We start from the raw sequence: 12,031 nt of genomic DNA on the forward strand, positions 1-12,031 counted from the left end.
GATTAAAAGCTTTCCGGGTGGATGAAATCGCCTAGTTTCTTGAGGATGCCACGTAGTGAAGAAGCCAATTGATCACGAGAAATTGCATAAATACCTCAGTGAACACCATTTGGGTTCCGCTGCCGGGCTGGAACATTTCGCCAGCGCCAAACGGATGTGGGCCGATACTCAACATGCGGACGTCTTCCACTCCCTCTGGTTGCAGGTTAAGGAAGACCAGCAGGATCTCGAGCGCATCTTGCAAAAGCTGGGCCGTGAGCCCCACGGCCTTGCATTGCTTGCCGAGCCATGGGCTAAGCTTCTGGGCAAGATCAACTTGCTCAATCCCCTGCGGCAGCGCCGCAAGACGCTGGCTCAGACACAGCTCGATGTGCTGACCGGCCTGCTGAATGCCAAGCACAGCATGTGGCGCACCCTGCTGCTCATGGTTGGTGAAGAGCCGACGCTGGACCAAGCCTTGCTGAGCGATCTGAAGTTGCGTGCCGAATCGCAGATTCGCCAACTATCGGAGTTCAGCGACAGTTCATGGGCCGAGCGCTTTCGCTGAGTTTGACCGAACTGAGATACGGAAACAAATTATATGACACTGCGCGCCCATGTTATTGGCTCCGGCCCCAATGGCCTGACCGCCGCTGCGATCCTTGCCGAAAACGGAATCGAAGTGGATGTCTACGAACGGAACGAGGAGATCGGGGGTGCCGCCGCAAGCGCCCGGGCATTTGATGGCGAGGCCTTGATCGATCTGGGTGCGGCGGCCCATCCTTTTGCATACGGCAGCAAGGCGTTCCGGCACTTGGACTTGCAAAGCCACGGCCTGAGCTGGGATTTCCACGACATGCCGCTGGCTCATCCGCTCGATGACGCACCGAGCGTGTTCCTGCACCAAACGCTCGCGGCTACCACCGCCCAATTCGCAGCGGATCGGAAAATCTGGACGGCCCTGCACGGCCCCTTCGTCAAGCGTGCGCAGCAGCTGCTGGACAACGTGACCGGCCCGCTGTTGCGCGTGCCACCGAACCCTGTGCTGATGGCACGCTTCGGTCTGCGCTCACTACCTCCAACGGCCGTCATGGCCTCCAGCGTCTTGCGCAGCCGACAAGCCCGGGCCCTCTTCTCCGGAACCAGTGCGCACTCCATGCTTCCCCAATCCCATCCATTCACCTCGGGGTTCGGGATCATCTTCGGGTCGCTGGGCTCAAGTTGGGGCTGGCCGGTAGCGCATGGCGGCACCGGATCGATTATCCAAGCCCTGGGCCGCGCCGCGAAATCCCGCTCGGTACGCATCCATACCGGTCATGAAGTCAGGAGCCTCGGCGAGCTTCCGCCCGCGGACATCACGATCATGGACCTGACACCGCGACAGATCCTGTCGATCGCACGCGACAGGTTGCCGGCGCGTTATGCCCAACAGTTGTCCCGATGGCGATACGGAACTGCCGTATACAAGGTCGACTATCTGCTGGACGGACCAATTCCGTGGACCGATCAGCGCACACAACAAGCCTGCACGGTGCACGTCGGCGGCGATGCACCCGAGATCGCCCGGGCGGAGGGAGAGGTCAACCGGGGACGCATGCCGGACAAGCCGTTCGTGATGGTTGTCCAGCCTTCCAGCGCGGATGCCACCCGCGCTCCCGAGGGCAAGCACGTCATCTGGTCGTACGCGCACGTGCCCAATGGCTATGCAGGCCGTGCCGGTGCTCTTATCGATGCGCAGATCGAACGCTTCGCCCCGGGATTTACCGACCGCGTCATTTCGCGCCGCGAGAGCAGCCCAGCGGATTTGGAGCGCTGGAATCCGAACCTCGTCGGCGGCGATATCGGCGGAGGCTCGCTGCGCGGACTGCAGCAGTTCCTGCGCCCTACCGTCTCCCTCAATCCCTATCGACTAGCCCCGGACGGCTTGTATCTTTGTTCCTCGTCCACGCCCCCAGGAGGGGGCGTTCACGGCATGGGCGGTTGGCATGCCGCGTTCGCCGCCCTGCAGGACCACGGCATTCGTGCCACGGGTGCCCATTAGCAGGGCTTCACACCCTGGCCGGAGCCTTGCTTAAATAGTCCGGGATCGAACTCACGGGGATCATCACTACGTCGTAGGCCGGCCAATCGAGCTCCTCCAGCTCAGCACAGGCCTCAGCGACCTGCTTGACACCGACCTGCCCCGAATGCGGAACCACGAAAACCTCGATGTGCTGAACCTGGCCTAGTTCACGAGCCCTGACCGCTGATTCCTCGACCCAATTCATTCGGGCCAGCTGCTCCTCGATCCTCGACACCAGCGGATGCGGATCGGTGCCGTCAAGGTCGGATGCTCGGCTGTCGAGCAGGTCGGAGGTCGCTGAGCGTGTGCTGTCCCAGCCGTCCTTGAGAATTCCGAGCGAGATGACCAATGCGGCCACGGCATCCAGCCACCAGATTCCCAGACCAATTCCGGCAACACCCACGATGGAAGCTGCGTTGGTCTGCCAGTCGGCCTTGGCCATCTTTGAATCTGCGTACAGCAGCTTGTTGTGCAGTGGCTTGGCGACCTTGATCTTCAGCCGACCGAGGATGAGCGCGGGGATGACAATAACCGTCATCACCGCAATCATCGGCCACCCCTGCCAGATTGTGTGGCCGAACAGATTGACCGTTCCGATGGTGGGATGTTCCGTCTTAACCAACGCGGTAATCGATTCGTAGGCCAGCATGGCGCCTACCACCAGCAACGCCACGCCTGCGACGAGATGTCCGGCACCCATGGAACGGTGATAGCCGTACGGCTGGCGTGGCCTGCGTGGCTTGCGCGTCCAGCGCAGAGCGATGAGGAAGGCAAGCTGCGGAAGCACCGAGAGCATGTCCTCAACCCAAGCCGTCCTCATAGCCTGCGAATTCCCAACAACCAGGGCGACGACTGTGATCGTGCAAACCGCGTATCCAACGCTGATCCACTCCAGCTTGGCGGCGCGGCGCATCAGTCGCTTCTGTTCCTCGGGCAAATGGGTTCCGGGCGAGCTATTCATGGCATCTGTGTCCGGTCGAGAAAGCGTTCCACTTCAAAGAGGAAAGCATTCTCGCCGGGCGGCACCAGCATCACGATTTTGCTTTCCTTGCCATCAACATCCACGTGAGTCGTATAGGGCCGTGTCATCCCGACTTGTTCGGCCCACGGAGTCTTGGAACTGATCCCTCCGGCCACGAGGTCCAGATCACCGTTTTCCAAAGCCGAGACGAGTTGTTCCTCGCCTCCCACCGTCCATTCCACCTCAGCATCGAGATTTTCGGCGAAATTCTGGATGATCTGGATTTCGGAACCTTGCAACGGCCCGTTCGAAACCTCCACGAAGTCCGCATTCGGTGATACTCCGACGCTGATGGTCCCCGATCTGACGTCCTCAAGCGTTCCCTCGGGATCCACGGGAATCTGTGCGCCGCAGCCGGCCAGCAAGGGCAGCACGGCCATGCCCGGTAGGAGTTTCTGCAATGTCCTTGTCTTAACCCGCACTACTTTCTCTCCTTCTCGTGCCGTCCAGTGGCGACCGAACGGTGATGTGCTCAATGTAGGACGGAAAGCGAGACAGTTCATGCCCGATCTGGATATCAGAGGAAATATCCAGAATCCTCGATCATCGCGCGAGGGGTCTACTCTGGATATTCCCTGAACCATCTGGAAGCCCGGAAATCAGCATGGAATGGTGGAGGCAAGGCCGATCTTTTCCGGCGTCCCACCCAGTGACCAGATCTCACATCGAAGCAAACGCTTCCCCATGGCCCCCGAGAAAGGAAAGAGCATGAGCGCCAACCACTTCCAAATTCTGGCCAACAGCGAGGCCTGGGTCGTGACTCTCAGCGGGAAGCACCTGGCAACTTGCCGCTCACGAGCCGAAGCCTATGACATTGCCTGCAAAAAAGCCGAGGAGCTCGGTTCGGGCGAAATCTTCGTCCATGACGCGACCGGGGAACTCGAATTCCGTGAGAACATCCATACCCCACGGCGCGAAGACCGATAACCCGGATGCTGCTCGGCTGTCTGCGCCTGGCACCGAGAAACGGCAGCTCTTCGGCATGCTCGGCACGCGCCGGAAAGGTCCGATCGCCTCCGGGCACTTTCGATGCCAGCGGAGAAATCATCCAAAATGAGGTCGCACAAGGGAAAGTACCGTCATAACGTGGGGTTATGGAGGAGCGATACCTGAACGTGGATTTCATCACCCCGGTGCTGGGCTTCGGGGTGGCCGCCGTGCTGCTCATCGGAGGCGTGCCGCTGCTGCTGCACGGCTGGTACCGTCGGAAGAAGTTCGAGCAGCTGGCAGATGGCTACCAGACCTACAAGTTGCGCTCTTCCATCCGTGCCGAACTCGTCGCTGGCGGGTTGGTGCTGTCACTGATGGCGGCACTCGGCATTTTTGCGGTGCTCGGCTACACCTCATCGGCCCGGAATCTGCAGTCGAACATCGAGCAGCTCTACAATCCGGCGAAACTCGAGCTCGGCACGTTCAACGGCTCGTGGATGAGTGCGGACATCACGCTGGATGACGGCACGAGCTTCAGCAATGCGCGGGTGGACGTCCGCGCAGGCAACGAGCCATTCATCGAGGACCTCTGGTACCACTACCACCCGAAGCCCCGGGGATGACGCGTTAAAAAATGCCAGGGCGCCGAACCTTGCGGTGCGGCGCCCTGGCAGCGGTTGCTAGCCCTTGATGACCTGCGGCTGGGCCAGGGACTTCAGGCCGTCGAGACCGAATTCGAGGCCGTAGCCGGACTGCTTCGCACCGCCGAACGGGATGCGCGGGTCGATGGTGCCGTGGGAGTTGATCCACACGGTGCCTGCCTGCAGCTGGGCGGCAACTTCCAACGCCTTGGCACGGTCCGAGCCCCAGACCGAGGCTCCCAAGCCGACCTCCAGGGCATTGGCGTGCTTGATGGCCTCGGCGCTGTCCTTGACCTTGATGATCGGCAGCGCCGGGCCGAACTGCTCCTCGGTGACCAGGCGGTTGCCCGGGTCGATGTCGCTGATCAGGGTGGTCGGGTAGAAGTAGCCGGCCGCCGAATCATCCGGGTTGGCGCCGAGCAGCACGGTGGCGCCGGAGTCCACGGCGTCCTTCACCAGGTCGGCGACGATGTCGTACTGCGCCTTGTTCTGCAGCGGGCCGAGCACGTTGTTCTCGTCCAGTCCCACGCCCATCGGCATGGCCTTGGCGACCTCGGTCAACGCGGAGCAGACCTGGTCGTAGATGGATTCCGGCACGTAGAGGCGCTTGAGGGCGGCGCAGGTCTGGCCGGTGTTGATGAAGGCGCCCCAGAACAGGTCCTGGGCGATGGCCTGCGGATCGGCGTCCTCCATGACCACGCCGGCGTCGTTGCCACCGAGCTCAAGGGTCAGGCGCTTCACGGTGTCGGCCGAGGAGCGGATGATCGCCTTGCCGGTGCGGGTGGAGCCGGTGAACATGATCTTGTCGATGTCCGGGTGGGCGGAGAGCTTCTCGCCGACCTCGCGCCCGCCGGCCACCACGTGCAGCACGTCGGCCGGCAGGACCTCGTTGAGGATGTGGCCCAGGGCGATAACCGACAGCGGAGTGTATTCGCTGGGCTTCATCACCACGGTGTTGCCCATGCGCAGGGACGGGGCCAGCTGCCAGATCGAGATCATCATCGGCCAGTTCCACGGGCCGATGGCGCCGACCACGCCCAGGGCGCGGTAGTGCTTGGCGGCGTAGGTTTCACCGTCGTCGACCACGACTTCCGGGTCCACGTCGTAGGCGGTGGCGGCGCGCAGCCAGGCGGCTGCTCCCCCGACCTCGAAGCGGGCGTTCGGGCCGTTCAACGGCTTGCCCTGCTCGCGGGAGAGCAGTTCGGCCAGGGCCTCGGCGTTGGCCTCGATGTTGTCCGCGGCGGCGTTCAGCAGGCGCTTGCGCTCATCGTGCCCCAGCGCGTCCCAGGCCGGCTGGGCGGCGCGGGCCGCGGCGACGGCGGAGTCCAGGTCGGAGACGGACTTCTCCGCCACGCGGCCGACAAGCTCGCCGGTGGCCGGGTCGAGGACTTCGGTGCCGCCGGTCGCCGGCGAGATTGCCGCGAGCAGTTCCTGGGCATTTGCGTAGGCCATTGATTTGGCTCCTTTACGTGGGTGGTGTGGTTAGAGGACTGGGACTTGGTCGGCGTCGGTCTTGATGACGGCCTTGGATCGGGCCGCGGTGGTCACCAGGAATCCGATGATGCCCGGCACGATGACGATGGCCATCAGGATGTACCCCAGCATGCCCGGTTCTTCCATGCCGAGCAAAACGTCGAAGTTGATGACGATCTGGATGAAGATAAAGACCAGTGCGGCTCCGGAGAGCAGCGGGGCGATGACCCGGGTGAGCAGCGAATCGCTGGTGCGGTGCGTGGCGAAGTATCCGATGATCGCGAAGGAGGTCAGCGCCATGAGCAGCACCAGGCCGAAGGCCGCGGAATTGGTCAGCCAGGTGAACATGGTGAACACGATGAACATCGGGTCTTCGCCGGTGGAGATGACAGCGAAGACCGCGATCACGATCAGCGCCAGCATCGACTGGGCCAGCGAGCCGGCGACCGGGGCGTGGGTGCGGCGGGAGGTGCCGGCCAGGAAGGCGGGCAGTGCGCCGCCGCGGCCCATGGAGTAGAAGTAGCGGGCAACCACGTTATGGAACGCCAGCAGCGCGGCGAACAGGCTGGTGATGAACAGCAGGTTGGCCAGGTCCACGAACCAGGCCGGGCCGTGGGTGGCGAAGAAGACGAAGATCAGATCCGGGCCGAATTCGGCCGAGGCGCCGAGCACGTTCGAGGCGCCCTCGCCCACGGAGATCGCGAATGCGGAGAAGGCGTAGAAGCAGGCGATCACGATGACTGCGATGATCGTGGCGGTGCGGGCGGTGCGCTTGGGGTCCTTGACTTCTTCGTTGTAGATGGTGCCGGATTCGAAGCCCATGAACGCGGCGATGGTGAACGCCATGACAGCGCCCATGCCGGGTGCGATCGCGTCCGAGAGGTCGAAGGCGGCACCCGGGGCCGGGGCCTCCGGGGAGATGACGAAGGCCATCACGTTGTAGATGACAACCACCAGGAACTCGGCGGCCACCACGATGCCCAGCACCTTGACCGAGAAGTCCACGCGGTTCACGCCCAGCAGGCCGACCAGCACCCAGGCCGCCAAGGCCATGACCCACCAGGGGATCTGCGTGCCCATCATGGAATTCGCGAAGGAGGAAGCGGCAAAGCCGAACATGCCGTAGATGCCGATCTGCATCAGGTTGTAGCTGACAACCGCGATCATCGCGGCGCCCACGCCGGAGGCCCGGCCCAGGCCCTGGGCGATGTAGGCATAGAACGCGCCGGCGTTGGGAATGTGGCGGCTCATGGCGGTGTAGCCGATGCTGAAGACCAACAGGATCGCGCCGACCACGAGGAATGACAGCGGCACGGACTGCATGCCGGTGACCGCATAGTTGGTGGTGACGCCGCCGGCGACGGCGGTGAGCGGTGCACTGGCCGCGATGATCATCACGACCAGGGCCGGCACGCCCAGTTTGCGTTGTTCGAGTCCCATTGGATCCCCCATTACGAGTAGGTAACTCTAGGATCCCCCGGTATGGCGTGGATCACCTTGGCATTGCGTGCAGCGCTCTTGCGCTTGGGCGCAGGTTCGCCGCCTGTGCGTTCAGGCGGCCTGCTGCTGGCGGAAGCGGCCCGGGGTGAGGCCGAATTCACGGGAGAACATGCGGCTGAAGCCCGCCGCGTCGGGGATGCCCACCTTCGCGCCGATGCGCTGCACGGAGACCTGCCCGAGCAGCGGATCGCGCAGCAGCGTGCGTGCCTGCTGCAGCCGGCGGTGCCGGATCAGCGCGGCGACGGTACGCGGCTCGTGCTCGAACAGCGCGTGCAGCGAACGCACCGAAATGAAATGCGCGGCGGCGATGCGCGCCGGATCCAGTTCGGGTTCGTCCAGGTGCGCGTCGATGTAGGCGGTGATGCGCTGGCGCTGCGCGGCCTTGGAGTCGGCCTGGTTTTCCCCGCCCAGCGCGCCGGCCAGGGCGGTGGCAATCAGGTCAACGGTGTTGCGGGCCAGCGAGTAGCCGCCGAATTCGTCCCAGGCGGCCAGGTTGTTGCCCAGGTGGCGCAGCAGCGGGGTGACGGTGCCGGCCAGCGGGTGCTCGTGCTTCAGCGCGACAGCGGTGATCTGCCCGACCTGCTGCGGGGACAGCCTGAACTGGTCGTGCGGCACCAGCGCCACCATGACGGAGGCAGGCTTGTCGAAGGACAGGGTGTAGGGGCGCTGGGTGTCGTAGATGGCCAGATCCCCCGGGGACAGCACGGTTTCGCGCCCGTCCTGGATGAGCAGGCCGTGCCCGTCGAGCTGGTAGGAGACCTTGTAGTAGTCCCCGTCCCCGCTGGTGCTCAAGTCCTCGGTGCGCAGCACGGCGTGCGGCTTGGCGGTGATGCGCATCAGGCCGATGTCCCCAAGCATGTTGGCCCCGAGCGTGGCGGCGAAGTGGCCGCGGGAGACCTGTTCGCTGCGCAGCTGCACGAAGGCGTCGGAGATCAGCGCCGACCATGCGGAAAACGAGTCAACATGCTGCACCTGATACATCCACGCCCCCTGTGCTCTGCGCCCGCGACTGTGCCGGGCGACACGTTCGAGGGTAGCCCACAAAGACCGAAAAGTCACGGTTTTTCTTCCTACGTAGAGGAAAGATCAGCGGGCTTCGGCTAGCCGCGACAGCCCGGCCAGATGGTGCTCGAGCTGTTCAAGCAGCGATTGCACGGTATTGGCCTGCTCGTCGAGCACGCTTCCGGCCTGGGCGCCCATCAGGAAGTTGATCAGCGCATCGCGCGCCGCCGAAGCCTCCGGGTGCCCGGCGCCCAGCAGCTGCTCCAGCCAGGCATCCAGAGCGTCGCGCCAGCCCTGCATGGTTCGGGCATTGGCCTCGGCCAGCGCCGGATCACCCAGCGCCAGGTGCCAGAAGTGCACGGCAACCCGGGCCTCGTCGCGGCGCAGCTCGTCCAGCGGCAGCACCTCGTGGGCGAAGGCCTCGATGGCCGCCAGCCCTTCCAGCGAGCCGGCGCTGCGCTCGATCCGCGCATCGGTGGACTCGGCGACGTAGGTGAAGGTGGCCGCGAGAATCGCATCCTTGGTCGGGAAATAGATTTTCAGCCCGCCGTTGGCGTAACCGGCGGCCGCGGCCAGGTCGCGCAAATTCAGCTTCGCGATGCCCTCGCGGGCGATGAATCTCCACGTGACTTCTACGATCTCGCGACGGCGCTGGTCATGGTCGACGATTTTCGGCATGGCTTAAGCCTAGGCGCAATGACGCGTTTCACCGCAGGGCTTGCGTCGTGGGTCACAGCACCGTATTCTCTACACCCAGAGAACAAAAAATGTTGTGGATCACATCCCATCACCGAAGGGCTCCAGCATCATGACTGAAACCACCTCCGTGGACACCAACTTCACCCTGCTCGCCGAGCAGGAAATCGCCGCAGCCAAGGCGCTGCTGGTCGAGAACCGGCTGTTCACCGAGCACACCCGCATCGCCTACATGGGCCTTGAGGACCCGAGCGAGCAGAACGCCGACCGCCTGGTGCGCGTCATGCTCATGGACAAGCTGCGCAACGAACCCAAGGACGTGGTGCTGGACTTGACCCGGGGCGAGGTCGCTTCGGTCATCAACCTCGACCCGGCCGCGGTGGGACAGCTGCCGGTGCTGGTCGAGGAATTCGAGATGATGGAAGCGATCCTGGCCGAGGACGAGCAGTGGGCCGCCGCGCTGGCCAAGCGCGGGCTGCGCACCGACCAGGTGCGCGTCGCCCCGCTGTCCGCCGGCGTGTTCGAGTACCCGGAGGAATCCGGGCGCCGCATCCTGCGCGGCCTGGCCTTCCGCCAGGACTTCGCCGAGGACTCCGCCTGGGCGCACCCGATCGACGGCCTGGTCGTCTACATCGACACCATCGCCGCGAAGGTCGACCAGCTGCTGGACTTCGGCAATGTCGAGATCCCTGCCACCCACGGCAACTACACCGATCCCGAGCTGACCGGCCCGGTCCGCACCTCCCAGAAGCCGATCGAGATCACCCAGCCGCAGGGCGCCAGCTTCACCGTGACCGAGGGCAACCACGTCGAGTGGGAGAAGTGGTCGCTGGACATCGGCTTCGACATGCGCGAAGGCCTGGTGCTCTACAACATCGGCTTCGACGATGCGGGCGAGCGCCGCCGCATCCTTGACCGCGCGTCCATCGCCGAGATGGTGGTCCCCTACGGCGATCCGTCGCCGGTGCGCAGCTGGCAGAACTACTTCGACACCGGCGAGTACCTGGTCGGCCGCTTCGCCAACTCCCTGGAACTGGGCTGCGACTGCCTGGGCGAGATCCACTACATCTCCCCGGTGATCACCGACGCCGACGGCAACGCGCAGAGAATCACCAACGGCATCTGCATGCACGAGGAAGACGCCTCGATCCTCTCCAAGCACTCGGACGACTGGTCGGGCGTGAAGTACACCCGCCGCAACCGCCGCCTAGTGATCAGCTTCTTCACTACCGTGGGCAACTACGACTACGGCTTCTACTGGTACCTGTACCTGGACGGCACCATCGAGTTCGAGGCCAAGGCCACCGGCATCGTGTTCACCTCCGCGATGCGCGACGAGCGCTTCGCCTCGGAGATGGCCCCGGGCCTGGGTGCGCCGTTCCACCAGCACCTGTTCGGCGCCCGCCTCGACTTTTCGCTGGACGGCGGGCCGAGCCAGGTCATCGAGGAAGAAGCGGTACGCCTGCCGATCAGCGAGGAGAACCCGCGCGGCAACGCCTTCACCCGCAGCCACACCGTGCTAGCCACCGAGAAGCAGGCGGTGCGCGACGCGAATCAGGCCGCCGGGCGCACCTGGGTGGTCACCAACCCGGAGAAGAAGAACTACCTGGGCAAGCCGGTGGGCTTCAAGCTGCTGCCCCAGGGCCTGCCGACCCTGCTGGCCGCCGAAGGCTCCTCGGTGCATCAGCGCGCGCAGTTCGCCTCCAAGGCCCTGTGGGTCACCCAGCGCAACGCCGCCCACCGCTACCCGACCGGCGACTTCGTGAACCAGAACCCGGGCGTGGACGGCATCGGCTCCTGGATCGAGGACGACAAGAGCATCGACGGCGAGAAGATCAGCCTGTGGCACACCTTCGCGCTGACCCACTTCCCGCGCACCGAGGACTGGCCGATCATGCCGGTGGACACCGTCGGCTTCAAGATCCGCCCCGAGGGCTTCTTCGACCGCTCGCCGGTGCTGGATGTCCCGGAGCCTGCCAAGCACGGCTGCTGCGCCACCACCGAAGCCGATGGCTGCTGCGGTTCTAACGGCTAGCGCCGCCCCGGCAGCACCGGCCCGGGTGCAGCTCGGGAACCGCGTGCTGGGCGCGGCCGTGCTCGGCTCGGCCGTAGTGCATCTGGCGGTACTGGCGCTCATCCCGCACGCGCCGCTGTGGACGGCGCTGTTGCTGGCCATGACCGCCTGGTGCCTTAAGTGCGCCTGGTGCGTGCTGCGCGGCGGGAACGCGCTGGAACTGCTGGGCATGTGCGCGGCCATGGGAGCGGCGCATATCGCGATGGTTGTCGGGATGCCTTGGTTCACCGGGCATCACGATGGGCACTCGGGGCACCCAGGAAGCCATGCGGTCCCGATGCTGCTGATCGCGCTCATGGAGTTCGCGCTCATGTTCGCCTCGGCGCTAGTGGTCCGCCGCCGGCATGCCGGGGCGGCCAACGCGGCGAATCTTCCGGTTCCCGCCGCGCTCAGCCGACCTTGATACCCAAGCCCCCGAGCTGTTTCATTCGAAACAGCCCGGGGGCTTTTGCCTGCCTGCAACAGGGCACATCTGAAGTCGCTAAAAGACTGGCTCGTCACAAACCGACCAGTTGGTCGGGTTTGGCTTGACACCGCTACCGCGGAACGATTGAATATGTAATGAATCACATTCTATTCGTGATCTTGACCTTGAGAAGAGGGATACCCTTGACTGCCCCTTGGCAATCTTCCGAGATCACCCGCGCTCAGTT

General features: G+C 64.2%; 12 protein-coding genes. 6 read left to right on the forward strand and 6 right to left on the reverse strand.

Going from position 1 to position 12,031, the window contains the following annotated elements:
- The first annotated feature begins 55 nt into the window (after positions 1 to 55).
- Both ACTX90_RS13715 and ACTX90_RS13720 read left to right on the forward strand, forming a co-directional pair.
- Positions 56 to 547, forward strand: a complete 492-nt coding sequence (locus ACTX90_RS13715) for a hypothetical protein (protein WP_047119927.1) — start codon at positions 56 to 58, stop codon at positions 545 to 547.
- Positions 548 to 580: 33 nt separating this feature from the next.
- The gene (locus ACTX90_RS13720) at positions 581 to 2,020 is read left to right on the forward strand and encodes a phytoene desaturase family protein (protein ID WP_443442253.1); all 1,440 of its coding nucleotides are present in this window, start codon (positions 581 to 583) and stop codon (positions 2,018 to 2,020) included.
- Positions 2,021 to 2,027: 7 nt separating this feature from the next.
- Here ACTX90_RS13720 and ACTX90_RS13725 read toward each other — a convergent pair whose 3' ends face one another.
- Both ACTX90_RS13725 and ACTX90_RS13730 read right to left on the reverse strand, forming a co-directional pair.
- Positions 2,028 to 3,002 carry a cation diffusion facilitator family transporter gene (locus ACTX90_RS13725; RefSeq protein WP_443442254.1) on the reverse strand — a complete coding sequence of 325 codons (975 nt, stop codon included), beginning with the start codon at positions 3,000 to 3,002 and terminating at the stop codon, positions 2,028 to 2,030.
- A complete protein-coding gene (locus ACTX90_RS13730; protein ID WP_053799459.1) occupies positions 2,999 to 3,442 on the reverse strand; it encodes a transporter substrate-binding domain-containing protein in 444 nt (147 codons plus the stop codon). The genes ACTX90_RS13725 and ACTX90_RS13730 overlap by 4 nt, the downstream gene beginning before the upstream one ends.
- Before the next feature lie 328 nt (positions 3,443 to 3,770).
- Between ACTX90_RS13730 and ACTX90_RS13735 the strand changes: the two genes are divergently transcribed.
- Both ACTX90_RS13735 and ACTX90_RS13740 read left to right on the forward strand, forming a co-directional pair.
- Positions 3,771 to 3,989 carry a DUF2188 domain-containing protein gene (locus tag ACTX90_RS13735; protein WP_053798661.1) on the forward strand — a complete coding sequence of 73 codons (219 nt, stop codon included), beginning with the start codon at positions 3,771 to 3,773 and terminating at the stop codon, positions 3,987 to 3,989.
- Positions 3,990 to 4,156: 167 nt separating this feature from the next.
- Positions 4,157 to 4,615 carry a hypothetical protein gene (locus ACTX90_RS13740; RefSeq protein ID WP_047119931.1) on the forward strand — a complete coding sequence of 153 codons (459 nt, stop codon included), beginning with the start codon at positions 4,157 to 4,159 and terminating at the stop codon, positions 4,613 to 4,615.
- A gap of 57 nt (positions 4,616 to 4,672) precedes the next feature.
- On the opposite strand, the gene ACTX90_RS13745 is transcribed toward ACTX90_RS13740, so the two are convergent.
- From ACTX90_RS13745 to ACTX90_RS13760, 4 genes are all read right to left on the reverse strand, one after another.
- The gene (locus tag ACTX90_RS13745; RefSeq protein ID WP_047119932.1) at positions 4,673 to 6,085 is read right to left on the reverse strand and encodes an aldehyde dehydrogenase family protein; all 1,413 of its coding nucleotides are present in this window, start codon (positions 6,083 to 6,085) and stop codon (positions 4,673 to 4,675) included.
- Between the two features lie 30 nt (positions 6,086 to 6,115).
- Positions 6,116 to 7,546, reverse strand: coding sequence for an APC family permease (locus ACTX90_RS13750; RefSeq protein ID WP_047119933.1), 1,431 nt, complete (start codon positions 7,544 to 7,546; stop codon positions 6,116 to 6,118).
- 111 nt (positions 7,547 to 7,657) lie between these two features.
- The gene (locus ACTX90_RS13755; protein WP_047119934.1) at positions 7,658 to 8,587 is read right to left on the reverse strand and encodes an AraC-like ligand-binding domain-containing protein; all 930 of its coding nucleotides are present in this window, start codon (positions 8,585 to 8,587) and stop codon (positions 7,658 to 7,660) included.
- A 105-nt stretch (positions 8,588 to 8,692) separates the two neighbouring features.
- A complete protein-coding gene (locus ACTX90_RS13760; RefSeq protein ID WP_047119935.1) occupies positions 8,693 to 9,286 on the reverse strand; it encodes a TetR/AcrR family transcriptional regulator in 594 nt (197 codons plus the stop codon).
- 130 nt (positions 9,287 to 9,416) lie between these two features.
- Between ACTX90_RS13760 and ACTX90_RS13765 the strand changes: the two genes are divergently transcribed.
- Together ACTX90_RS13765 and ACTX90_RS13770 are read left to right on the forward strand one after the other, a co-directional pair.
- Positions 9,417 to 11,339 carry a primary-amine oxidase gene (locus tag ACTX90_RS13765; RefSeq protein ID WP_113607538.1) on the forward strand — a complete coding sequence of 641 codons (1,923 nt, stop codon included), beginning with the start codon at positions 9,417 to 9,419 and terminating at the stop codon, positions 11,337 to 11,339.
- Positions 11,314 to 11,781: a hypothetical protein gene (locus ACTX90_RS13770; protein ID WP_146956053.1), complete on the forward strand. Its 468-nt coding sequence runs from the start codon at positions 11,314 to 11,316 to the stop codon at positions 11,779 to 11,781. Before ACTX90_RS13765 ends, ACTX90_RS13770 begins: the two co-directional genes overlap by 26 nt.
- The last annotated feature ends 250 nt before the right edge of the window (positions 11,782 to 12,031 follow it).

Source organism: Glutamicibacter soli (assembly GCF_052322135.1).
GTDB classification, from domain to species: domain Bacteria; phylum Actinomycetota; class Actinomycetes; order Actinomycetales; family Micrococcaceae; genus Glutamicibacter; species Glutamicibacter soli.